Here is a 22,621-nt window from a genome sequence, read left to right as displayed (position 1 = left end):
AGAGGCCGATGGCGCGCCGCGGTGGCAAGCTCCTGCTGGTTGCCGCGATGCTGCAGCTCGGCATCCCCGGTGCGGCCGCCGCGGATGCGCAGGTCAACACCATCCAGGACATTTTCCGGCATCTGCGCACCTGCTGGAAGCCGCCACCGCCGGCCAGGGCGCGCCCACTCGACATCACCGTCGTCGTGAGCTTTAACCGGGCCGGAAACATTCTGGGCCATCCGAGGATTACCTATGAATCCGCGGAGGCCTCCGACGATGACCGGCTGCAATACCGGATCGCGGTGATGGAGGCGTTGCAACGCTGCACGCCGATGCCATTTACCGAGGCAATGGCCGGCGCCGCTGCGGGGCGTCCATTCGCAATCCAGTTCCGCAGCCGGAAGACTTCACCCCCAACGCAAGAGAGACGAGCATGAGCGTCACCGAAAACACCCTGATCCTCGAGACCACGCAGGGCCCCGTCACCATCGAGATGCGACCTGATCTGGCGCCCGGCCATGTCGCGCGCATCAAGGAGCTGGTCCGCGAGGGCTTTTACGACGGCATCGTGTTCCATCGCGTGATCGACGGCTTCATGGCGCAGACCGGCTGCCCGCAGGGCACCGGCACCGGCGGCTCCGGCAAGAAGCTGAAGGCCGAGTTCAACAAGGAGCCGCATGTGCGCGGCACCGCCTCGATGGCCCGCGCCGCCAATCCCGACTCCGGCGACAGCCAATTCTTCATCTGCTTCGACGACGCCCGCTTCCTCGATAACCAGTACACGGTGTGGGGCAAAGTCACCGAGGGCATGGAGAACGTCGACAAAATCAAGCGCGGCGAGCCGGTGCAGAACCCCGACAAGATCGTCAAGGCGCGGATGGCCGCGGACCAGGAATAAGTGCTCGATCCTCATCCTGAGGAGCGCAGAACGCGCGTCTCGAAGGATGAAGGCCGCTGCTGCAGTTTGGCCTTCATGGTTCGAGACGGCGCCACGCGCCTCCTCACCATGAGGGTCTGACTGTGCGGCGCTGAACTCGATATGCGCACCGATCTCTTCGATTTCGACCTGCCGCCCGAGCGTATCGCATTGCGTCCGGCGAGCCCGCGCGACTCCGCGAAGATGCTGGTCGTCGAGAATGGCGCGTTGCGCGACCAGACTATTTCCGACCTGCCACAATGGCTGAAGCCGGGCGATCAACTCGTCGTCAACGACACCAAGGTGATCGCGGCGCAGCTCAAGGGCCGCCGCATCGGCCGCGAGACCGAGCCGAAGATCGAGGCGACACTGATCAAGCGCCTCGACGGCTCGCGCTGGCAGGCGCTGGTCAAGCCGGCGAAGAAGCTCACAGCCGGCGACCGCATCCGCTTCGGCAATGAAGGCAAGGTCTGCCTGCTCGGCCATCTCGACGCCGAGGTCGAGGCCAAGGGCAATGAAGGCGAAGTGACGCTGTCGTTCTCGTTTCACGGGCCCACGCTCGACCAGGCCATCGCCGATCTCGGCAGCCCGCCGCTGCCGCCCTATATCGCCTCCAGGCGTACGCCTGATGATCAGGATCTTGCCGACTACCAGACGATGTTCGCAGCGAACGAAGGCGCCGTCGCTGCGCCGACCGCCGGGCTGCATTTCACCCCCGCGCTGGAGCAGGCGCTGCGCGAGCACGGCGTCGGCATCGACCGCGTGACGCTACATGTCGGGGCAGGGACGTTCCTGCCGGTCAAGGTGGACGATACCGAGAGCCACAAGATGCATGCCGAGTGGGGGACGATCTCGGCCGAGACGGCGGAGCGGCTCAACACCGCGCGCAAGAACGGCGGCCGCATCATCGCCGTCGGCACCACGTCGTTGCGCCTGCTCGAGAGCGCGGCAAGCGAGGACGGCACCATTCAGCCGTTCGCGGCGGAGACCTCGATCTTCATCACCCCCGGCTATCGCTTTCGCGCCGTCGATATTTTGTTGACCAATTTCCACCTGCCGAAGTCGACGCTGTTCATGCTGGTGTCAGCGTTCTCGGGTCTGGAGACGATGAAGCGAGCCTATGCGCACGCCATCAGGAGCGGCTACCGGTTCTATTCGTATGGCGATGCGTGTTTGCTGTTCCGGGCAGAGCCGTAAGGCGGATGAGCGAAGCGAAATCCGGAATTCCTGCCTTGCGGCTTCCCGCATTTCGCTGCGCTCATCCCGGCTACAACACCGCCGTTGGGTGGGCAAAGGCGCAGAGCGCCGTGCCCACCATCGATCTGCATAGTCGAGGCCGATTGGTGGGCACGCTTCGCTTTGCCCGCCCTACGAGACCGCTACGCCATCGCGCGCTGCGGCAAGAGCTCCGCGATCTGCACCGCATTCAGCGCCGCGCCCTTGAGCAGCTGATCGGCCGCGACGAACATCGAGATCGAATGTCCTGCGGGGTCGCTGAGGTCCTTGCGGATGCGGCCGACCAGGACGTCGTCCTGGCCCGAGGCGTCGATCGGCATCGGGAAGTAGTTCTTGGCGCGGTCGTCGACCACCTTGACGCCGGGCGCCTGCGCCATGATGGCGCGGACCTGGTCCTCGGTGATCGGCTTCTCGCATTCGAATGTGATGGCTTCGCAATGGGCGCGCAGCACCGGCACGCGCACGCAGGTGACGCCGACGGCAATGGTCTCATCCTCGAAGATCTTGCGGGTCTCCTTGATGACCTTGGTCTCTTCATCATTGTAACCGGTCTCCGGATCGACCGCGGTGTTGTGGTTGAAGAGGTTGAAGGCGTAGGGGTGCGGCATCACCTTTGGCGTATAGACCTGTCCGTTGAGATTGGCGCGGGTGGATTCGACGAGCTCCTCCATCGCCGCGGCGCCGGCGCCGGAAGCCGCCTGATAGGTCGATATGATCACGCGCTTGATGCGGTTCTTCTGGTGGATCGGCCAGAGCGGCACCAGCGCTGCGATCGCGGCGCAGTTCGGGTTGGCAATGATGCCCTTGTGGTCACGAATGCGGCTTGCGTTGATCTCGGGGATCACCAGCGGCACGTTCGGATCCATGCGGAAGGCGGAGGAATTGTCGACCACGACCGCGCCGGCCTTGACCGCGATCGGCGCGAACTTCTTGGAGATGCTGCCGCCGGCGGAAAACAGGGCGATGTCGACGCCGTCAAACGCGCGCTCGGTCAATTCCTCGATAACGACCTGTTGTCCGCGGAACGACACTGTCTTGCCGGCCGAGCGGGCGCTCGCCAGCGCCTTGAGCTTGCCGACGCGAAAGCCGCGCTTGTCCATGGTGGCGATGAATTCGGCGCCCACCGCACCGGTGACGCCGACAATCGCGACGACGGGATCGTTACTCACTTTGTCCTCCATTGCGTTTGAGAATTTAGGCAACAAAAAAGCCCCGGACCATCGAGGTTGGGGCTTTGGTAGAGCTGATGCGTTTAAGTCGACGACCTACGCGCGCACGCCTCCCCGGGCCCCTGGGGCCGTGGTGGTTTTGGTCGTGCGTTTGGTGGTCGCGAACATGGCGGCGACTTATGCGGGAGAGTCTTGCAGCCGTCAATGGCTTTCCGCCCCGGTCGATGCCGGGGCCGGGCCCGCCGCTATTTGGCCCGCGCGCCCGGCGGCTCCAGGATGACCTCCTTGAGGTCGTCGCCGCTGATCACGACAATCGCAAAATTGAGACGGCCGCGTTCGCGCACCAGCCCGCCGCTGATTGCCTTGCCCGAGGCCGCGCGTTCGGCGACGCGCACGGCGTCGGCGAGGCGATGCCTGATCGCGCCGAGCGCTGCGAGGTTGTCGCGGTCCTCATGGTCGAGCTCGGCGAGGGGGAGAGCGGCTTCCCCGCCGACCAGCTCTCCAGTCGACGCGTTGATGGTGTGGCGCCAGATCCGGTCATTGTGCAGGGTTTTCACCCGGTAGACCGGGGCGCCGGAGGCTCCATCGAAACTCACATCTGCCGTGGTGGCGCCGGCGTGTCGGCCTTCTGCAATCGCCATGGCCTGGCTGATCGAGATTGACGAGCTGCGGAAGCGCTCGATCTCGCGGCTGACCGCCTGGCGGTCCGCTTCGGCAGCACCATCTGTGTCGCTGTGAAGCGCGGTCGGCGTGCCTGCGGTCACGATCGCCTGTGCCGGTGCGGCGAGGAGCAGCGCAGGCAAGGCGATCGCAAGCAGTTGCGAGGTCCATCGTTTGGCTGTCGTCATGCTCGAAACCCTCGGCCAGCGAGTATGCCGGATGATCGTAAAGAATTCGCGGCCGACCTTTGGGCACTGGTCGGCCGCGGAGCGCCGCATCGGGCTGTACCCGGCGCGACGATCGAAGCGGTACGGACCTCCTTAGGGCTGGTGAAAAAGGGGTCCGTCTCGCCTTATAACAAAACCATACCGTATCGTTTCATTTGGTCAACGGCCGCGCCGCGGGTTTCCGGGGATTTGATCGCGAGCTCACGGAATTGTCAGCGGGACGGGCGCCGCTGCGTGCTCTTTGCGGCGCTCTGGACGCGGTCGGCGGGTCCCAGCGCGCCGGCCAGGAACAGCTTGATCGCCGCACGCATGCGCTTCTCCGCAGGTTTTAGCTCCAGCGCCGTTCCGAACGTCGCCATGCGGTGGGTGTGCCCGACGACCACGTCGAGAAACACCTCGGCTGCAATGGTGGTGTCTTCGACATCGAGTGCGCCTTGCGCCACCAGGTGATCGAAGAAGCGCGCCGTGGTGGCGACGGCCTTGAGCCAGCCTTCCTCCTTGCCGAGCTTGGCGACGTCAGGGAAGTTGATGGCCTGTGACGTCATCATGCGGCTGAAGGCGACGGCGTCGGGACCGCAGGTGAATGTGAGCATCTCGCGCCCGATCTCGACCAGCCGCTGCTCGACCGAGATATTCGCGGCGCTAGAGAGTCGCGTCTCCGCGGCTGCCGACAGCGGTGCAAGCCATCGTGCGATCTCGCGCCTCAGCACGGCCGCAAACAGCCCTCGTTTGTCGCCGTAGCGGGAATAGACTGTGGGCTTGCTGACCCGGGCCGCCTCCGCGACCGCGTCGAGCGAGGTCGCGTCGAAGCCGCGATCGAGGAACAGGCGGGTGGCGACCTCGATCAGCCGCTGATCGCGCTCGATCGCGGCGGTCTTCGTCGGCCGGCCGCCGCGCGATTTCGGCACCTCGCGCCGTGGCGCAGCCGGTCTGGTCTTGGTCGCAGTCAATCCCATGCCCAATGATTCCTGCGCGGTCGCAATATCAGTCATTCGCTCTATATCGCGCAGCAGCGGGGGCGTCATCGCGAATCTGGCCGATTTGGCCGTATCATCAACGGTTTCCCTGTGGCCTCGTTCCGTCATGAGGGATCACGGAAGCGTCGAAGTCCAGGCCTGGCCGGAAGCCGCCTTGTCATATCCGTACTGATACAGCGCCCGCATATAGGCGGTATCGAACCCTTCCGAGGGCGCCGCCGGATAGTCGCGCGCGATGTAGGAGAGATGGAAGCCGAGCCGGTTGCGCTTGGCGAAATCATAGGTGGAGAAGATGATCGAGCGCGTCTGCGACTGGGTGATCGACGACAGGCTGCGCGAGGCGACGTCGATGGTGCTGTTGGAGACGAGCTCGAAATTGCGCTCGATCTTCTTGTTGACGAGGATGTAGATGTCCATCTTCGCGTTGCCCGGCAGGCGGCTGCCTTGGAACAGCAGGGCTTCCGGCAACGTCAGCACCGGCGCCGTCACCCCGCCGTCGACATGCATCTCCTGGAAACGCCGGCCCTGGCCTTCGGCATCGATCATGATCGGCGGAAAAACCAGCGGAATGCTGGCGGAGGCCGCCATCACGTCGCGAAACAGTTTTAGCGCCTCGGCTGTCCCGACCGCGGCGATCTTGCCCATGTCCCAGATCGCGGTCCGCTGGGTGTCGAGATCCGTCGTCACCACCAATAGCTTTCGGCCCTTGGCATTCTCGCGCGCGACTTGCGTCATGATCTCGGGTCCGACATAGCGGGCGACGAGCTCGCGCAGCCGCGTGTTGCCGAACAGGCCGGATCCGAATAGCACCCGCATGATGCTGGGATCGTTCAGGAGGCTCTCGGCGATGCCGCTGGTGTAGACCTCCTTCAGCGTGTCGTCATATTGCGAGCCAAGGAATGCAAACGGCGCGATCAGGCCGCCGGTGCTCACACCCGAGACGACTGAGAACGGGGGACGGGTTCTGGACGCGGTCCAGCCGTTCAGCACGCCGACGCCATAGGCGCCGTCGGCACCGCCTCCGGATAGCGCCAGGTAGGTCTTGGTCGCGGTGCTGTTGTCTTTCTCGAAACTGAATTTCGTAACGGGCTCGTCGGCGTAGCGCCGGAGCCCATCGATGTCGAGCACGCGCGATGTGCTGGCTTCAGCGGCCGTGTAGGGCGTGCGGGGTAGGGACGTGCACGCACCGAGCACCAGGCTGCACGTCAAGACCAGGACTCCGCCCAGGCGGGCGCCTCTCGGCCTTATCCAGCCCTGCGATGGGGCGGACATGTTTGTCAAACTTGAGGGGTAGGGCATCGTCGGTGGCGGGCGATCACACTCATGCGGCCGCCGGCAAATCTGCCGCGGCATTCTCGTCCAGCCTCCACAGTAAAACTATACTGTATCGTTTTGTTTAACAAGAGCAGCGGACCCTCGATATGGCTCCAATGGTGTCTCAGTTGAGCCATCGGCCGGCCGTGGCATGGTTCGGGCGGGTTGATCGATGTCCTCCGACACGCAATAAGCACCGCCATGAATCCCGACAATGATCTTCCCAATCACTTTGAATTGCTCGCTACCGATGGCGCCGCGCGCAGCGGGCGCCTGACCACGCCGCACGGCGTGGTGCGGACGCCGGCCTTCATGCCGGTCGGCACCGCGGGTGCCATGAAGGGCATGCACTGGCGCGAGGTGCGCGACGCCGGCGCCGACATCGTGCTCGGCAACACTTATCATCTGATGCTGCGCCCCGGCGCCGAGCGGATCGCGGCGCTTGGCGGCTTGCAGACCTTCACCGGCTGGAACGGGCCGATGCTGACGGATTCCGGCGGCTTCCAGGTGATGTCGCTGGCGGATCTGCGCAAGGTCAGCGAGCACGCCGTCACCTTCCGCTCGCATATCGACGGTGCCAAGGTCGAGCTGTCGCCGGAGCGCTCGATCGAGGTGCAGCGCTTGCTGGGCTCCGACATCGCCATGCAGATGGACGAATGTGTGCGGCTACCGGCCGAGCGTGATGACATCGAGCGCGCGATGCGCCTGTCGCTCCGTTGGGCCGAGCGCAGCAAGCGGGTCTTCGAGAGCGCGCCCGCCGGTTACATGCTGTTCGGCATCGTGCAGGGCGGCGACGTGCCGCAGCTTCGCCATGCGAGCGCGCAAGGCCTGGTCGAGATCGGCTTCCACGGCTATGCGATCGGCGGCCTTGCCGTCGGCGAGCCGCAGGCGGTGATGCTGGCGATGATTGACGAGACCGCCCCGCTGCTGCCGCAAGAGCGCCCGCGTTACCTCATGGGCGTCGGCACGCCCGACGACATCCTCGAGGCGGTCAAGCGCGGTGTCGACATGTTCGATTGCGTGATGCCGACGCGCAATGGCCGTCACGGCGTCGCCTTCACGCGCTTCGGCCAGGTCAATTTGCGCAACGCGCGCCACGCCGAAGATCCGCGTCCGCTCGATGAGGAGAGCACATGGCCGTCAACGCGCAGCTGCGCCCGCGCCTATCTGCATCATCTCGTCAAGGCAGGCGAGACGCTGGGGGCGATGCTGCTGTCCGAGATCAATGTCGCTTACTATCAAACCCTGATGCAGGGCATCAGGGACGCGGTCGCACACGGCAAGTTCGAGGAGTTCTATCAACTTACGCGTGAGGACTGGGCGAGGGGCGACATCGCCCCGCGCTAGAGCAACTCCACGATCAGTTGCAAACGAACCGCTGCTTGACGGCGTGCTTGGTGACGAAGCCGTAGCCGCAATTATCGCAGGTCCAGAGATAGCTGATCACGTGGTCCGAGACGTAGGCGGATGCTTCGGCGGCGACCATGGAGTCGGCGCAGACCGGACAGGTGGGCAACTCGCTGCAACGCGGATCGCGGTTGAGCGCGACGGTCGACAACACTTCAGCAATTGCTGACATCGTGGTGACCTCTCCCTGCTTTGAGACTTAAGTCTAACATAAGCAGATGCGCTTGACGAGGTCGCAACACAAATGCGTTGGTTTTCTGATATTGGCAGCTCACGTGATTTTGCGATGCAGCGTATTTAACATGTGCTGCATTGTCGCTTGCGTGTCGCCGCAAGCTGTCCGTAACTGGGCAAGAGCCGCGACAGAAACGCAGATCGTCGCCACAGGGAGTTCATCATGGACGCATCGTCCAACACGGGTGCATCGCACCAGCCCGGTCGCGGCCGGATCTATGACTCGATCGTCGAGGCTTTTGGCGACACGCCGATCGTGCGGTTGCAGCGACTGCCCGGCATGCACGGCGTGAATGCGACCATTTTGGCAAAACTTGAATATTTCAGTCCGGCCGCGAGCGTGAAGGACCGCATCGGTGCGGCCATGATCATCGCCATGGAGAAGGCGGGCATCATCACGCCCGACACCGTGTTGATCGAGCCGACCTCCGGCAATACCGGAATCGCGCTTGCCTTCGTCGCGGCCTCGCGCGGCTACCGGCTCAAGCTGGTGATGCCGGAGTCGATGTCGATCGAGCGGCGCAAGATGCTGGCCTTTCTCGGCGCCGAACTGGTGCTGACTCCGGCAGCCCAGGGCATGAAGGGCGCCATTGCCGCCGCGGAAGAACTGTTGAAGACGACGCCGAACTCGGCGATGCCGCAGCAGTTCAAGAACCTCGCCAATCCCGAGGTGCACCGCCGCACCACGGCGGAGGAGATCTGGCATGACACGGCCGGCCGGATCGATATCTTCGTCGCCGGGGTCGGCACCGGAGGCACCATCACGGGCGTCGGCCAGGTGCTGAAGCCGCGCAAACCATCCTTGCGGGTGGTGGCGGTCGAGCCGGAGGAGAGCCCGGTGCTCTCAGGCGGCCAGCACACCCCGCACAAGATCCAAGGCATCGGCGCCGGCTTCGTCCCCGACATCGTCGATCGCTCCGTAATCGACGAAATCGTCAAGATCAACTCGACGATGGCAATCGAGACCTCCCGCGCGCTGGCGCGGCATGAGGGCATTCCAGGCGGCATCTCCTCGGGCGCCGCGATCGCGGCGGCGCTCCAGATCGGCAAGCGCCCTGAAGCTGCGGGAAAAACCATCCTGGCGGTGGTGCCGTCCTTCTCCGAGCGGTATCTTTCGACGGCTCTGTTTGAGGGAATCTAGAATATGCCGGATCAACCAAGGCGGCCGCGTACGCTTGGCGATGCCAGGACCGAAGCTGAGGCGGCGTTCAAGAAGGTGACGGCCAAGGCCGCCGTGGCGCCGCCCAAGCAAATCGCCGTTCCCGGCATCAAGGAGCAGGTCACGCTGCGTATCGACCAGGACGTGCTGGAATTCTTCCAGGAGGGCGGGCCGGGCTGGCAGGACCGCATCAACGACGCGCTGCGGAAGGCCGCGGGGAAGTAGGCACCGCAGCCCAGCAGCGGACCCTCATCCTGAGGAGCTTGCGCGGCAAGCGTCTCGACGGATGAAGGCCCCGCTGCTGCATCCGGGCCTTGATCCTTCGAGACGCGCTCCATGGCGCGCTCCTCGGGATGAGGAACTCGCAACGAAAAAGCCCGGCCTGAGCCGGGCTTTTGCTTTGATTGGCTTCGCGCCTCAGCGGCGGAACATGCCGCCCATCATGCCGCCGACGACGCCACCCACGAAAGCCGCGCCGGCAGCGTCGCCTGGGTTGCTGCGCTGGGGAGCGGGTGCCGGCGCACTGCTGGGTGCCGGGGCGCTGGCGCGCCGAGCCGCCTTCTGGCTGTTATCGCCGGCGGTCGGCGGTGCAGCCACGATCTCCGAGAGCAGGGCCTTGTGCTGGTGCTTATTGAGGTAGCCGGAGGAAGGATAACCGCGCGCGGCCTGCCAGCGCTTGAGCACGGCGCGGGTCTCATCGCTGAACACGCCGGTCTGCTTGGTGTCGAAGCCGAGGCCGGTGAGGCGACGCTGCACGTCGCGGCGCTGGTTCTTGTCGAGGCCGATCTGGTCCTCGGTGAGCTGAGTGGCCTCGTCGGTAAAGGTCGCGGGATCGACGCCAGCAGTGAGCGTGCGGGTCGCGGTCGAGGGGCCGCTCTTGATCGCAGCAAGGCGTGCCAGCGCCAGCGCCTTGAACTGACCGTTCGGATAGGCGGCAAGATAAGCGTTGAGCTCTTCCGGCTTGTTGGATTCCTTTACCGAGCGCCAATATTCGAGCTCGACGCCGTCCGAGCCGCCGCCGGTCGCCATTGGCACGCTGCCAGCCGCGGTCGGAGCCGCGTTGGCGACCTGGGTCGTCGGGGCCTGGTTGAGATAGACGGAGCCGGTCAGGTTGGTGTGGCCCCAGGGCAGCTGGCCTTTGCGGGTCTCTTCATTGACCTGGGCGCGCACCGACGTCATCGCCTGCTGGATCTCGACGCCGGGCTTGGTGATGTTGTCGATCAGCGCGCGGGTGAACGGGCTGTTGTTGCCCTCTTGACCGTCGAGGGCGGTCTGGCCAGGACCGGTGGCGAACGCGATCAGCGTGCCTTCGCCGGACTTCATCTCGGCGAGACCGCTCTGGACGTTGACGCTGCGGGTCGCCGAGTTCGACTTGATCTTGGCGGCGAACGGATTGTCGCGGCAGGCATCGAGGAAGACGAGCTTGACCTTGGCATCGCCCATGGTCTGCTCGAGCGTGAGGTCGATGTTGATTGCCGCCCCCAGCTTGACGTCCATCTCCGACTTGATGTCGGCGTCGACGGGCAGGAGATAGTTGGTGCCGCTGACGGCGATGCCGTGGCCGGCATAATAGAACAGCGCGATGTCGGAGCCTTGCGCCTTGCGGCCGAAGTCGAGCAGCTTCTCCGTCATCTGGTCGCGGCTGAGATTGGATCCTTCGATCACCTCGAAGCCGACATTGCGCAGCGTCGCCGCCATCGCCTTGGCGTCGATCGGCGGGTTCGGTAATTGCGCGACGTTCTTGTAGTTGCCGTTGCCGACGACGAAGGCGACGCGGCGGTCGGCCTTCGCGGCACTGATCGACAGGGCCATGCACATCAGCGAAGCGAGGAGGGTGAAATAGCGCATCTGAGATCCCCAACAGAATCGAATTGCAGGCAGCAACAAATTGGCAACGAACCTACACGAAGTGCCCGACTCCGCGCCACCAAAACGGCAGTAAGTCGCGTCCAAACCGCTGCTGTGTGGCCGAATGTGCACGATGGGAATGCTTCCCAAACGTGATCCAAATCACACGGCCACTTCGTTTTGTCGCGCAAGGCAGCGCGAGGTTCACTGCGCGCGGGCGGGAACGGGCGGAGCCGGCTTCAAATTCAGGAGATTGCCGCACAGGATCAGCGCGGCGCCGAGGACCGTCCAGGCATCGAGCCGCTCGGAATATAGCAGCCAGCCAGCCGTCGCGGTCAGTGGAACCCGAAGGAAGTCCATGGGGACCACGATCGTCGCGTCCGCATAGCGCATCGCGCTGGCGAGGCAATAGTGTGAAAACGTGCCGCAGACGGCGATCACGCCGACCCAGGCCCAGACATGGGCCGATGGCCAAGTCCAGACAAACAGCGTCGGAGCGAAGCCTGCGACCGACTGCACCACCAGCATCCAGAACAGGATCGACAGCGCGCTGTCGGTGCGCGTCAGGGATTTAACCAGCGCCATTGACACGCCAAATCCGACGGCAGCGCCGAGCGCGATCAGCTGCCCCGGGTTGATCTCGCCAGCGGCGGGACGGACGATGACGATCACACCGGCAAGGCCGAGCACGATGGCCGCAATCCTCCACGGCGTCATGCGTTCGGACAGGAAGCTCGCCGCCAGGATCGCCGTCCAGATCGGCATGGTGAACTCGATCGCGACCACCTGGCCGATCGGGATCAGCGTCAGTGCAAAGAACCAGCCAAGCTGAGCGACATAGTGCACCAGGTTGCGACCGATATGTTGCGGCAGGCGTGACGTCTTGAGCACCTTGAAGCCGCCCGCGCGGTAGATGATCGGCGCGAGCAGCACGAAGCCGAGCAGCGACCTCACTTCCATGATTTGAAAAACGTTCAGCTCGCGCGTGGCTTCGCGCCCGGCAACCGCCATCACCAACATTAGCGACAGCCAGCCGGCCATCCACAGTGCGGCCATCGTTTTTGACGGTGTCGTGCTCATTGGGGCAGATGCTGGAGAATGGAATGTTGAAAGGACGGCCGGTATCAGCGACATCGCCGCCGTTTGCAACGGCCAAATCTGCGGATGCAGCGATGCAGGTCGGCGTGCTAAGGCGTCAGCGAACAACGAGAAAATCGGGAGGTCTTTGCTCATGCGTATCTTGCAGCCGGCCGAGTGGAAAAAACCGCGCGGCTTTTCCCATGGCGTCCTGGTCGACGGGCCGGGGCGTTGGGTGGTGCTGGCCGGGCAGACCGGCGGCGATGAGAGCGGCAACTACGCGCCCGACATGGCGGCGCAGGTTGCGACAGCGCTGAAGCGGATCATCAAGCTCCTGGGCGAAGCCGGCGCGGGCCCCGAGCACATCGTCCGCCTGACGTGGTACCTGACCAGCCGCAGCGAGTATGAGGCCGCCGGAGCCGGCATTGGCGCGGCCTGGAAGGAAACGCTTGGACGCAACTTCCCACCCTCGACGCTGCTTTACATCGGCGGTCTCGTGGACGAGCGGGCCAAGGTCGAGATCGAGGTCACGGCGTTCGTGCCGCAGGCATAAAAAAAATCGACCCGGCGAGGTCGCCGGGTCGACTGTCTTAACGTGCTATCTCAGCGCGACATCGAGATGTTGGCGCCGCGGAACTGGCTGTCGGCGCGCATCGTGACGGTCTGCTTGTTGCCGTTCGTCTTCAGCGCGATATTGGCGTTGAAGCCGGCGGCAGAGGCGACCACTTCGAAGTTTCCGCCGCCGCCGCGGCCCTGGAGCGAGCCGCTGATATTGCGGCTGGCCTCGGACCAGCTGCCGGTGATGGCGCTGCCCTCTGACTTGACGCTGGCCCCGAGATTGAACTTATAAGCGTCGCTGGCGCAGGTCAGCGACATTTCCATGGTCGGGCCGATCGGGGTGTACTTGGCCCGGCAGCGGATCCGCTCGGTCGAGCCATCATCGAGGATGACGGTACCGCCGCCGCTCCAGGTGCCTGCCATCGGGGCAAACGGGCCGGCCTGGGCTTGGCTTTCAGTGTGGGCGATGCTCGCCGCAAACAAAATGGCGGCCGCGATCAGCAGCCGCCGGACTCTGGCGCGAGCCTCAATTGGTTTACTGTCGCGATGCTTCCCACCGCCCGCTGCATGGTATGCCTGCAGATGCTCCATTCCACTTCCCCGATCCGGCGTTGCCGTTGAGTTGACCGTTGGCATATGCACCATTGATCGAAACTTTCACAAGTCCCTCACGACCGATGGTGCCGGAAACGTTAGCGCCGGGCGCGGTGATCTTGCCGTCGGCAACCGTTAGCATGGAGCTCGCGGTCGGTTCGCAGGAGCCGCTCTTGGTCACGATCGTGACCTGCCAGTTGCCGTCATAAGGGCTCTGGGCAAAGGCGGGAGCGGCGAGGGTGCCGGCGAAAACTGAAGCGGCACAGAACACCGCAATGCGACCAAAACGCATGAATTCCGTCCTTGAATTTGTCTGATATGCTGACGCTTATTCGGACCAAATGTGACGGAAGTTTGGTGCAATGCCAAACCGAAAATTGTTCCTGTGGAAACAATGGTTTATTTGAGTCTTGGTGCTCCGATTTCCGCTGCAAAATCAAAGCGGACCCGCGTTAAGGGTAAATGTCAGGAGAGACTCGGCGCCGAGGTCGCGAACTGCTCGTCCTGAACTTTGGCCGGCAGCGCCTTGTGGACCTTGGCATAATCGATCACATCGGCCAGCAGCTTGAGGCCGAGGGGCGCAAGCGCGCGTTCCCAGAGCTCCCGCGCCGTCTCGCCCTTCTTGACGAAGCACCAGTCCTGGGCGGCGATGGCGCCCGCGTCCATGCGGTCGGCGAGGTGGTAGATCGTGCCGCCGGCGATCGGATCGCCTTCCTTGATGGTCCATTCCACGGCGGCCTTGCCGCGGTGGCGCGGCAATAGCGAAGGGTGATAGCCGATCCCGCCCAGCTTGGCGGCGGCAAGCGCGTCCCTGCCGATGCGGGCGTGGCTGTGCGCCGTGATGATCAGATCGGTATCGGAGGCAATCTCGGAGGCCACCACCAGCTTAGGATTGGCCTGGACCACCACCTCGATGCCGGCCGCCTTGGCGGTCGCGGCGAGGCGATCCTCGGCATCGGCCACCACGACCCGCGCGATCGAGACGCCGTGCTCCCGGAGCATGTTCAGGGTGGTCACGCCGAAATGGCGGGAGCCGACGAGGGTAATGCGCATGGGTATCCGATCCGTCTCGCAGCTGCGTTATCCCCCGATAACACGTCCGGACATCCTGTCACCACCCAGGCCGCGTTTGCGCGGGTTATCAACAATGCACCGGGTGAGGGCGCGATGAACTCAGCGATTGTGCAGCCACCAGCGTTGCCGTGGTGCCACGGTCGGATGGGAAATGTGGGCAAGCCGGCTCTTGTGTTTCGCTGTAGACAGAAGAGATCTTCGGTCTGCCGTAAGAGCATGCACAAACCGGGGCTGGCGACATTTCAACCCGCATCCGTTTTCAACCCGGCTTGGCCGCTGGCGTGATCGCCAGCGGCTTTTTCATACCGCGCGTCGCGAAATCATCTGATGGTAATACGTTATCAACCAGCTTGGCGTATCGACGAATCCGTCGCGGATTTGTATTGCGTACCGCGACCGAGAATGTCCCGCCGGCGCAGGTGCGCCGCGCCGGCCTTTTCGCCGGGACCGATCTCATGCCGAGCGCGATTGAGCAGATCGTCGACATCTATGTCCGACTGAAGAACCGACGCGGCCTTGACGAGCTGATGATGCACAGGCAGCGGCTCGCGGTCGATCTGAAGAGCAGGTCGGGCTATGATTTTAGCCTGCCCATCGGTCAGATCGACGAGGAGATCGCAATGATCGAAGCGGGCCTCAGCCGGCTTAAGGCGGGCGATTCCAACACGGCCGGCACGAGCCAACCGACCTGATCCGTTCAGTCGCGCCGGCCGCCGTCGATCACCGTGAACAGCGGCCGCGCCGGAGTCGGCTCGACCAGGAGCTCTTCCACCAGTGCGGTTGCCGCATCGACATATTTGCGCGTCGGCTTGTCGAGCGGGCGCTTGGCCTCGTCGTCGAGTGCGACTTTTGCGGCCTCGACCAGCTTGCGCATGCGCGCCGCATGATCATCGCCCGCCGTCAGCGTCGCGCGTGCCAGCGAACGCAGCACGAACAGCTCGCCCTCGAGGCGGAGCAGACGGTCGTTGAGCCTGGTGAGGACGGCGTTGAGGTCGGCCATGGCGGATGTTCGGCGCGGAGGATCTGTCCTGATCTAGCGGCGATCGGTGAACGGAGTCCAAACACCCTTGGCGCAATTCAGTCGATCCTCGGCTACGAATTTCGCTGCCGCTGCGTCCAGACACGATCGTTCGATCGGTCAGGGAATGCGGCGGCTCAGCCGATCATCCAGCTCCGGACCAGCGCCGTCCGAACACCGGGGGCTTTGATTTCACCGCTTCCCAGCCGAAGAAATGATGCTTGCCCGACCAGCTATGCACCACGCTGCTACAGATGCTGCATTTGAAGCTGCCGGCATGCGCTTCGTCATGTCGCTCCCTTGTCGCGGCGTAGGTCATGCTGCAACCCCGGCAGGTGAATTCTTCGATCGTCCAGATGCTATTGGCCATTGCACAGAATGTCTTTGGGGACCTCAACCCATGGTAGCCCACGGGCTTTTGCAGCGGCGTAAACTGGCCCAGGGAAATCCGGTTAATGGATGTTAGCCACGCTTGCCCGCAAGTCCCGATCAATGCGCATCTGCACGCGCCTGATGGCGAGCAGCGGCAGCTTGCCTTGCACGCGCCCGGAGCGGACCCTGTCGCCGATCGCATAGGCATAGCGCCAGTAGCCCGGCGCGGCATTCCGCTTCAGCGAATAGTGGACGCCGCGGTGAATCCCCGCATGTGCATCAGGCTCTCTGGGACCGGCCGTCATCGTCCTCAAAATGCCGGTAGGTCCGATGCGTTCCTAGTCAGCGGATGTTGCGGGAACCGGTCGCCTTGACGCCCGGCTTGTTGCTGGCAATAACGGCTAGGGCGCCGCAAGTTGCGTTCATGTCGCAAGGAAAGCATTAGCCGTGAAAAGTCTCCGTCAGCTCCTGACGGGTGAGGATATCATCCAGCTCGTGATCCGGCTCGGCCTGCTCGCCCTGCTGATCATCTGGACCTTCCTGATCATCCGCCCGTTCGTGCCGATCCTGGCCTGGAGCGGCGTGCTCGCGGTCGCGTTCTATCCGGCCTTCAGCTTGGTCGCGAAGATCCTCGGCGGCAGGCCGAAAACCGCGGCAGCGATCCTGACGCTGATCACGCTCGGCATCGTGATCGGCCCTGCGACCTGGCTCGGCCTCAGCGCCGTGGACGGTGTGCGGGAGCTGGCGCACCAGCTCGGCACCGGCGATCTGGCGCTCCAATCGGCGCCGGAGCAGCTCAAATCGTGGCCGCTGGTCGGTCCGTGGCTCTATGACCTCTGGGACCAGGCCTACACCAACATCCGCGCAGTGCTGCGCGAGGTGGCGCCTTATCTCCAGCCGCTGGCGGGACCGCTGTTGTCGCTCGCGGGCGATGCGGGCCTCGGCACGGCCCAATTCCTGCTGTCGGTGTTCGTTGCCGGCTTCCTGTTTCCGCACGGCCCGCGGCTAGTTGCAGCCGGCCGCAGCTTCCTGTTTCGAATCGTGCCCGAGCAGAGCGAGCATTTCCTGGAGCTTGCGGGCGCGACCATCCGCGCCGTGGCGCAAGGCGTGATCGGCGTCGCAGTGGTGCAGGCGCTGCTCGCCGGCTTCGGCTTCAAGCTCGCGGCAGTGCCCAGCGCCGGCCTTCTCGCCTTCATTGTGCTGCTGCTCTCGATCGTGCAGATCGGCGCCTTCCTCGTGCTGCTGCCGGTGATCATCTGGATCTGGACCGCCAAGGACGTCACCACGGCGCTGCTGCTCACCGTGTTTCTCGTCCTGGTCGGCTTCATCGACACCATGCTGAAGCCGCTCGTCATGGGGCGCGGCCTGACCACGCCGACTATCGTGATTTTCGTCGGCGTGATCGGCGGCACGCTCGCCCATGGCATCGTCGGCCTGTTCATCGGTCCGATCATCCTGTCGGTGGCGTGGGAGATGATGATGGCCTGGATCCGGACCGAGGACCGGACGGAGGCGGGCAAGGGCTGACCTGGCGCCCGCCGGCGCGATCGCCCCGCCGCGACTCACTAGGAGCCAACGGCTCCGCGGCCTCTGATCAAGATGCGTCCCGAACTTGTCTATCCGACTAGACAAGTTACGATCTGGACGATTCTGGGTCTCGATCTACGGCAGTGATGGCGAAGTCTTCCAAGCTGGTTGCCGCCAGGCGCGGCAAGGTATTGTTGGTCAGGCGCCGGTCGGACGGCCTCTGGATGTTCCCGGGCGGGCGCAAGCGCGCGCGCGAATCCGAGAAGGACTGCTTGCGGCGGGAGATCAAGGAGGAGCTGCCCAAGCTGAAGCTCGGCCGGATCAGTCTCTGGAAGGAAGTGAAGGCCAGGAACAAGCGCTCCGGCCGCAAGATGAGCGATGCGATCTTCATCGCCAAGGACGCCAAGGGCAGGCTGGCGATCGGCGACAAGAAGGAGATCGACCGCGCGGCCTGGCAGAAGCCCCGCGGCATCCGCCTGACGCCGACCTCACGTTACATCCGCGACCGCCTGTTTCCGAGAAAGTCGCGGCGGTAAGCTAATCCTCTCGCCCCGCAGGTCGTGTCCGCGCGGCGGATGACCTCGAGCGGGCTGCTCGCGACTCCGGCGCAGCGAGCCTGATCACCTCGGCCTCGCGCTGCTCCTTGCGGGCCTTGCGCGCATTGCGCATCGCGCGCTTGATGAAGGGGTGTTGGGAGTCCTCCGCGAAGAACAGCACCACCTCGCAGCTCGGACATTGCCTGGAATAGCCGTCCTGCAACCGGCCGGCGCGATCGCGAAACACATCCTTGCAGCGTGTGCACTGAATCTGGACGAAACTCATGCGCGATCATCTATTGAAAGTGAATGTTCAGGTGATCTCAAATATCTGAAGAAAGCTTGAAGGGCCTTCGCGAGTTGGCCGACGCGCTTTGTCACAGCCGATGCGGGTAAGGGGGCCGGTGCTCGCAGAATGCGCGCAGCCGTCATCGCGCCGCCGCAGCGGCCCGACCGATCAAGTGGCTCGATCAGCGCTATTGCTTGGCCGCCATGGTGTCCAGACAACGGTTGAGATAGGCGGTGCGATCCCTCGGCAGCACCTTCTCGAGATCCGCGTTCATTGCGCATTCGCGCTGCCGCAGCTGCTCGGCCCGGCGCTTCTCGGCCGCCTCCCGATACTCGGGGGCAACCTTGCTTGGGTCGACCAGCGCCTGTGAGCGTGCAGGAGCCGTCGCAAGCAGTGCGATGGCCGCAATGAAAATGAATGGTTTCAAAATGCGCCTCCGTAAAAGCGGGCGTCCTAGCTCGCGTTGTGCGCGCGCTCAAATCGGAAGATGCGGTACTACGATCCGGAGCAATTGGGCGTTGAATGCACCGGTCCGCGCCGATCGATATCTTGCCCGCCGCTTTGGAACGACTCCGCCTGCTGAGCGTAGAATCCAGGCTCTCGGCCCATCCCCAACCCCAAAAGCCCCCGGGCCTGAGAGAAAACCTTCCCCACAAAGGTTGGCGACCTCGGTTTCCCCGAGGTCGTTTGATTTGGATGCCGCAAGGGGTGTGAACCAGTTCACAAACGCCCGGCGGAATCGCTGCTATGAGGACGTCATTGCTTAACCGATTCATTTTGAACGAAACGCCCCAGCGTGGCTCCAAGCGCTGGGGTTTTTTCGTGCCTGCTGGATCCGTAGGCGTTCTACATCGCATTGACTTTCGCATCGAGAGCAGGGCCGCATTCACGCGTCGGAACGGAGCCAGTTCCGATCTGCCGGGGCCGATCAGCGGCCAAATTGCCGGGATCACGATGACGCCCCCGACGTTGCCCATCAGCGTGCGTTCGCAGGGCAAATCCCATATGCATAGCGGCAAGCAGCCGAATCGAGATGCGAGCGGCTCGCGTGCAGTTGCCGGCGGTTGACGACCAGAGACGGATTCAAGTGAGGCTTTCCAGAAACGCGCGGGCGACCAAAAAGTCGCCGAAGAAGAGCAAGCGGGCGCAGCGCGCAACGATCTCGTCTTCCTCGCCCCTCGGTATGATGGCTCTGCATCTGCTGGCACAATGGAAGCAGTCCGGACGCAGCGGTCTGGTTTTTCTTGCCGAGAGTGAGAACCGGGCGGAGCGGCTGGGCAGCGTCATCCACGCGCTCGACCCTTCCTGCGAGGTCCTGGTGTTTCCGCGATTGAACACCTTGCCGTTCGATCAGTTGGAGCCGTCCCACGAACTCGCGGGGCGCAGAGCCTCGGTCCTGAGGCGCCTCGCAAGATCCAAGAAGCCGCTCTTTCTGGTTTCAACGGCGGAAGCCGTGATGGAGCGCCTGCCGCCGCCCGCCAACCTGTCGCGCTTGAGCGTGAGCTTGAAGGTGGGCGGCGCGTTTTCCGAGCAGGACCTTGAGGCGCGCCTCCAAGCCCTGGGATACGATCTCGAGGACGAGCCCGACTATCCGGGCGGGGCGCTGTTTCACGGCCAGACCTTCGAGATATTTCCCGCCGGCGCGCTGGGACCATTCCGGATCGAGCATTCGGATCGCGCGATCAGGCGGATCGTGGCGTTCGATCCGAAAGAGCACGACATCATCTTCGAGACCAGCGAGCTTCTGGTCGATCCCATGTCGGAGCGGCTTGGCTTTGCCGGCAAGCGCGGCAAGCGCGCGAGCCTGCTCGACTATTGCGGACGTGCCAAATGGATCGCCGATGCAGGGGTCCCATTGCACGCCAGCGCGTGGCTGAGCACGATCGAGGAAGCCGCGCCCCGTGCGGAGCGGGAGCGCGAATATCTGGGCCGAGGTGACTGGAAACGGCTCGCCAAGGGCATGAAAGTGCTGCCGCGGACGGCGCCTTTCCAAACTACGCCGGAGTTTTCGAAACTGACATCCGCAAGGAAAGCACTTCGGGCCTTCGTCGAGGAGACGCGGCGAGCCGGTTCGCGCCTGATCCTCGTCGCCGCGCAGGAGGACGATCTGCGCGTGATGGAGCGGATGAGCGGCGTCAAGGCGCAGCGCTGTGAGGACTGGGACGAGGCGACGAGTGGGCGCAACGGCGAGACGGCGCTGCTGGCTGATCTGGATGCCGGCTTCGTCCTGCCGGGGAAAAAGCCTCTTGCCGTGGTCACGGCCTCCGACGTGCTCGGCAGCCGGGCGCATCATCCGCAGCCGATGGCGCGCGCCTGGAGCGCGGCCTTCGATCATCCGGACGTGCCGGAGCAGGGCACGGTGGTCGTCCATCTCCAGCGCGGCCTTGCCGTGCTCGATGGCTTGCAGACGGTGAACACGGGCGGTGGCGCAATGCGCGAGATGATCCGCCTCAAGTTCGCGGGCGACAATGCGGTGCTCGTGCCGCCGCCCGATCTCGCTTTGATCTGGCCTTACGCAACCGAACTCGGCAAGCTGGCGCTCGACAAGGCGGACGGCAGCACGTGGTGGGCGCGCCGCACTGAGGCCGAGCGCGAAATCCAGATCGCGGGCAAGGTGCTGGCCAAGCACATCAGCCAGCGCCGCCGGCGGCGTGCCGAAAAGCTGGTTCCGCCGGGATCGGCCTACGAGAAATTCGTGGCCCGTTTCCCGTATTTCACCACGAGCGACCAGGCCAAGGCGATCGCCGACGTGCTGGACGATCTCGCGTCCGGTCACCCGATGGACCGTGTGATCTGCGGCGACGTCGGCTTTGGCAAGACCGAGGTGGCGCTGCGCGCGGCGGCCGCCGTGGTGCTGTCGGGCAAGCAGGTGGCGATCGCGGTGCCGACGACCGTGCTGGCCCGGCAGCATGTCGCGACGTTCCGGAAGCGCTTTGCGCCGTTCGGCATCGAGGTGGGCAACCTGTCGCGCGCGACGTCAGGCGCGGAGCTGCGCGAGACCAAGGAGGGACTGCGCAGCGGCCGGATCAAGGTCGTGATCGGCACGCAGGCGCTCATTGGCAAGGACGTGAAGTTCGATGATCTCGGCCTCGTCATCATCGACGAGGAGCAGCATTTCGGTGCCGCCGAAAAGGCAAAGCTCTCCGGCCTTGCCAAGAATGTACATGTGCTCATGATGAGCGCGACGCCGATCCCGCGGACGCTGGCCGCCGGTCTTGCCGGTTTCCGCGATCTCAGCGTGATCGCTTCGCCACCGGTTCACCGGCTGCCGGTCGCAACCAGAATCGCACCGCTGTCGGATGCTGCCATTGCCAACGCATTGCTGCGCGAGCAGCGGCGCCACGGCCAGAGCTTTCTGATCTGTCCGCGCATTCAGGATCTCGATCCGATGCTGGCGCGGGTGCAAGCGGTGGCGCCGGATCTCCGCATCGTGTGTCTGCACGGCAGGCTGGCGGCCGACGAGATCGACGACCGCATGATGAGCTTCGTCGAGGGCAGGGCTGACGTCCTGCTCGCGACCAATATCGTCGAGAGCGGCCTCGACATTCCCCGTGCGAACACCATCGTGGTGTGCTGGCCGGAGAAGTTCGGCCTTGCGCAGCTGCACCAGCTGCGCGGGCGGGTCGGCCGCAGCGGCATCCGCGCCTTCGCCCATTTGCTGACGGAGACGGAGTCCGGGCAATCCGAGAAGCGCCTGGCAGTGCTCGAGGAGTTCAGTCGGCCCGGCGCCGGCTTTGCCATCAGCGAGCGCGACCTCGATCTGCGAGGCGCGGGGGACCTGTTCTCGGAGCAGCAATCCGGCCACGTGCAGGTGTTCGGGCCCGTGCTCTACAGTCACCTGCTGAAAATGGCCTCGGAGAAAGTCGATGAGGGGCGGGCCCCGGTGTGGGTGCCCGACCTCAATTTGCCGGTCGGGGACATGCTTCCTGACAGCTACGTGCAGTCCGAGCCGGTGCGCCTCGAGCTCTATGCACGTGCAGCACGATGCAATGACGAAGACGACCTCGACGACCTCGAGGAGGAAACCTCGCGCCGGTTCGGCCCCTTGCCGAACGTCGCGCGCGACTTCTTCGGCGCAGCTCGGCTCAGGATCGAATGCAAGCGCAGAGGCATCATCCGCCTCGACGTCGGCCCCGGGGCTGTCGCCGCGACATTCCTGCCCGGGCGCTTGCGGAAGTCGCGGGGAAAGTCGCTGCAGCGCGACGGCGATCGCGTCGTCTATCACAGCCCGATGCGCGATGCGCCATTCGAGCGGCTTGAGGAGTTGTTCGAGGTGCTGGACGAGGGGTAAGGGGCGCTTGCGCCTTCGTCAGCACGTGCACCGGAAGCAGGGCAGGCAGGCACGCGGTCTGTCGGCATCGTTCTTCGACCGCAGCTTGACGTCATCTTCAGCGGGTATCCGAGCAGAGTTGCTGGATGAAGGTTGAGGCGCTGCCAAATCTGCGAA

Annotated in this window: 26 protein-coding genes; 11 read left to right on the top strand and 15 right to left on the bottom strand. The window is 64.3% G+C overall.

The window, feature by feature from the left end:
* The first annotated feature begins 8 nt into the window (after positions 1-8).
* The 3 genes from IVB12_RS02255 (at position 9) to queA (ending at position 2,095) form a co-directional block, all read left to right on the top strand.
* Positions 9-419, top strand: a complete 411-nt coding sequence (locus IVB12_RS02255; RefSeq protein WP_247295201.1) for a hypothetical protein — start codon at positions 9-11, stop codon at positions 417-419.
* On the top strand, positions 416-880 hold the full coding sequence (locus IVB12_RS02250; protein ID WP_247295200.1) for a peptidylprolyl isomerase: 465 nt from the start codon (positions 416-418) through the stop codon (positions 878-880). The genes IVB12_RS02255 and IVB12_RS02250 overlap by 4 nt, the downstream gene beginning before the upstream one ends.
* A 141-nt stretch (positions 881-1,021) precedes the next feature.
* Complete coding sequence (queA, locus tag IVB12_RS02245; RefSeq protein ID WP_247295198.1) at positions 1,022-2,095, top strand: tRNA preQ1(34) S-adenosylmethionine ribosyltransferase-isomerase QueA; 1,074 nt, start codon at positions 1,022-1,024, stop codon at positions 2,093-2,095.
* Positions 2,096-2,277: 182 nt separating this feature from the next.
* Here queA and IVB12_RS02240 read toward each other — a convergent pair whose 3' ends face one another.
* The 4 genes from IVB12_RS02240 to IVB12_RS02225 all read right to left on the bottom strand — a co-directional run bounded on the left by IVB12_RS02240 (position 2,278) and on the right by IVB12_RS02225 (position 6,439).
* Positions 2,278-3,315: an aspartate-semialdehyde dehydrogenase gene (locus tag IVB12_RS02240; protein ID WP_247295196.1), complete on the bottom strand. Its 1,038-nt coding sequence runs from the start codon at positions 3,313-3,315 to the stop codon at positions 2,278-2,280.
* 233 nt (positions 3,316-3,548) lie between these two features.
* The gene (locus IVB12_RS02235) at positions 3,549-4,151 is read right to left on the bottom strand and encodes a PepSY domain-containing protein (RefSeq protein ID WP_247295194.1); all 603 of its coding nucleotides are present in this window, start codon (positions 4,149-4,151) and stop codon (positions 3,549-3,551) included.
* A gap of 251 nt (positions 4,152-4,402) precedes the next feature.
* Entirely contained in the window at positions 4,403-5,146 is a 744-nt protein-coding gene (locus IVB12_RS02230; protein ID WP_247295416.1) for a TetR/AcrR family transcriptional regulator, read from the bottom strand.
* 135 nt (positions 5,147-5,281) lie between these two features.
* A complete protein-coding gene (locus IVB12_RS02225; protein WP_247295192.1) occupies positions 5,282-6,439 on the bottom strand; it encodes a patatin-like phospholipase family protein in 1,158 nt (385 codons plus the stop codon).
* 243 nt (positions 6,440-6,682) lie between these two features.
* Between IVB12_RS02225 and tgt the strand changes: the two genes are divergently transcribed.
* Positions 6,683-7,828: a tRNA guanosine(34) transglycosylase Tgt gene (gene tgt, locus IVB12_RS02220; protein ID WP_247295188.1), complete on the top strand. Its 1,146-nt coding sequence runs from the start codon at positions 6,683-6,685 to the stop codon at positions 7,826-7,828.
* A gap of 13 nt (positions 7,829-7,841) precedes the next feature.
* On the opposite strand, the gene IVB12_RS02215 is transcribed toward tgt, so the two are convergent.
* The gene (locus IVB12_RS02215; RefSeq protein ID WP_247295185.1) at positions 7,842-8,060 is read right to left on the bottom strand and encodes a hypothetical protein; all 219 of its coding nucleotides are present in this window, start codon (positions 8,058-8,060) and stop codon (positions 7,842-7,844) included.
* A 225-nt stretch (positions 8,061-8,285) separates the two neighbouring features.
* Between IVB12_RS02215 and cysK the strand changes: the two genes are divergently transcribed.
* Both cysK and IVB12_RS02205 read left to right on the top strand, forming a co-directional pair.
* Positions 8,286-9,263: a cysteine synthase A gene (gene cysK / locus IVB12_RS02210; protein ID WP_247295183.1), complete on the top strand. Its 978-nt coding sequence runs from the start codon at positions 8,286-8,288 to the stop codon at positions 9,261-9,263.
* 3 nt (positions 9,264-9,266) lie between these two features.
* On the top strand, positions 9,267-9,506 hold the full coding sequence (locus IVB12_RS02205) for a BrnA antitoxin family protein (protein WP_247295180.1): 240 nt from the start codon (positions 9,267-9,269) through the stop codon (positions 9,504-9,506).
* Between the two features lie 192 nt (positions 9,507-9,698).
* Here the strand turns inward: IVB12_RS02205 and IVB12_RS02200 are convergent, their stop codons facing one another.
* Positions 9,699-11,129 (bottom strand): caspase family protein, encoded by a 1,431-nt coding sequence (locus IVB12_RS02200; protein ID WP_247295178.1) that lies wholly within the window; start codon positions 11,127-11,129, stop codon positions 9,699-9,701.
* A 204-nt stretch (positions 11,130-11,333) separates the two neighbouring features.
* Entirely contained in the window at positions 11,334-12,209 is an 876-nt protein-coding gene (locus tag IVB12_RS02195) for a DMT family transporter (RefSeq protein ID WP_247295176.1), read from the bottom strand.
* Positions 12,210-12,360: 151 nt separating this feature from the next.
* Here IVB12_RS02195 and IVB12_RS02190 point away from each other — a divergent pair, with 151 nt between their 5' ends.
* Entirely contained in the window at positions 12,361-12,759 is a 399-nt protein-coding gene (locus tag IVB12_RS02190; protein WP_247295174.1) for a RidA family protein, read from the top strand.
* 50 nt (positions 12,760-12,809) lie between these two features.
* Here IVB12_RS02190 and IVB12_RS02185 read toward each other — a convergent pair whose 3' ends face one another.
* The 3 genes from IVB12_RS02185 to IVB12_RS02175 all read right to left on the bottom strand — a co-directional run bounded on the left by IVB12_RS02185 (position 12,810) and on the right by IVB12_RS02175 (position 14,411).
* Positions 12,810-13,355, bottom strand: coding sequence for a hypothetical protein (locus tag IVB12_RS02185; RefSeq protein ID WP_247295172.1), 546 nt, complete (start codon positions 13,353-13,355; stop codon positions 12,810-12,812).
* Positions 13,300-13,650 (bottom strand): hypothetical protein, encoded by a 351-nt coding sequence (locus tag IVB12_RS02180; protein WP_212432599.1) that lies wholly within the window; start codon positions 13,648-13,650, stop codon positions 13,300-13,302. The genes IVB12_RS02185 and IVB12_RS02180 overlap by 56 nt, the downstream gene beginning before the upstream one ends.
* A 173-nt stretch (positions 13,651-13,823) precedes the next feature.
* A complete protein-coding gene (locus IVB12_RS02175; RefSeq protein WP_247295169.1) occupies positions 13,824-14,411 on the bottom strand; it encodes a formyltransferase family protein in 588 nt (195 codons plus the stop codon).
* Between the two features lie 476 nt (positions 14,412-14,887).
* Here IVB12_RS02175 and IVB12_RS02170 point away from each other — a divergent pair, with 476 nt between their 5' ends.
* On the top strand, positions 14,888-15,124 hold the full coding sequence (locus tag IVB12_RS02170) for a hypothetical protein (RefSeq protein WP_247295414.1): 237 nt from the start codon (positions 14,888-14,890) through the stop codon (positions 15,122-15,124).
* 5 nt (positions 15,125-15,129) lie between these two features.
* Here IVB12_RS02170 and IVB12_RS02165 read toward each other — a convergent pair whose 3' ends face one another.
* The 3 genes from IVB12_RS02165 to IVB12_RS02155 all read right to left on the bottom strand — a co-directional run bounded on the left by IVB12_RS02165 (position 15,130) and on the right by IVB12_RS02155 (position 16,127).
* Complete coding sequence (locus tag IVB12_RS02165; protein ID WP_027575377.1) at positions 15,130-15,432, bottom strand: hypothetical protein; 303 nt, start codon at positions 15,430-15,432, stop codon at positions 15,130-15,132.
* Between the two features lie 163 nt (positions 15,433-15,595).
* Entirely contained in the window at positions 15,596-15,820 is a 225-nt protein-coding gene (locus tag IVB12_RS02160; protein ID WP_247295166.1) for a hypothetical protein, read from the bottom strand.
* Positions 15,821-15,902: 82 nt separating this feature from the next.
* Complete coding sequence (locus IVB12_RS02155) at positions 15,903-16,127, bottom strand: hypothetical protein (protein ID WP_247295163.1); 225 nt, start codon at positions 16,125-16,127, stop codon at positions 15,903-15,905.
* Between the two features lie 142 nt (positions 16,128-16,269).
* On the opposite strand from IVB12_RS02155, the gene IVB12_RS02150 reads away from it, so the two are divergent.
* Together IVB12_RS02150 and IVB12_RS02145 are read left to right on the top strand one after the other, a co-directional pair.
* Positions 16,270-17,349, top strand: a complete 1,080-nt coding sequence (locus IVB12_RS02150) for an AI-2E family transporter (RefSeq protein WP_247295162.1) — start codon at positions 16,270-16,272, stop codon at positions 17,347-17,349.
* A 146-nt stretch (positions 17,350-17,495) separates the two neighbouring features.
* The gene (locus IVB12_RS02145; RefSeq protein ID WP_247279874.1) at positions 17,496-17,885 is read left to right on the top strand and encodes an NUDIX hydrolase; all 390 of its coding nucleotides are present in this window, start codon (positions 17,496-17,498) and stop codon (positions 17,883-17,885) included.
* A 1-nt stretch (position 17,886) separates the two neighbouring features.
* On the opposite strand, the gene IVB12_RS02140 is transcribed toward IVB12_RS02145, so the two are convergent.
* Positions 17,887-18,171, bottom strand: a complete 285-nt coding sequence (locus IVB12_RS02140; protein WP_247295161.1) for a Zn-ribbon domain-containing protein — start codon at positions 18,169-18,171, stop codon at positions 17,887-17,889.
* A 190-nt stretch (positions 18,172-18,361) separates the two neighbouring features.
* Complete coding sequence (locus IVB12_RS02135; RefSeq protein ID WP_247295160.1) at positions 18,362-18,601, bottom strand: hypothetical protein; 240 nt, start codon at positions 18,599-18,601, stop codon at positions 18,362-18,364.
* A gap of 756 nt (positions 18,602-19,357) precedes the next feature.
* On the opposite strand from IVB12_RS02135, the gene IVB12_RS02130 reads away from it, so the two are divergent.
* The gene (locus tag IVB12_RS02130) at positions 19,358-22,465 is read left to right on the top strand and encodes a DEAD/DEAH box helicase (protein ID WP_346657686.1); all 3,108 of its coding nucleotides are present in this window, start codon (positions 19,358-19,360) and stop codon (positions 22,463-22,465) included.
* Positions 22,466-22,621: the final 156 nt, after the last annotated feature.

It is taken from the genome of Bradyrhizobium sp. 179 (assembly GCF_023073535.1).
GTDB lineage: Bacteria > Pseudomonadota > Alphaproteobacteria > Rhizobiales > Xanthobacteraceae > Bradyrhizobium.
This window is presented reverse-complemented; position numbering and strand designations above follow the sequence as displayed.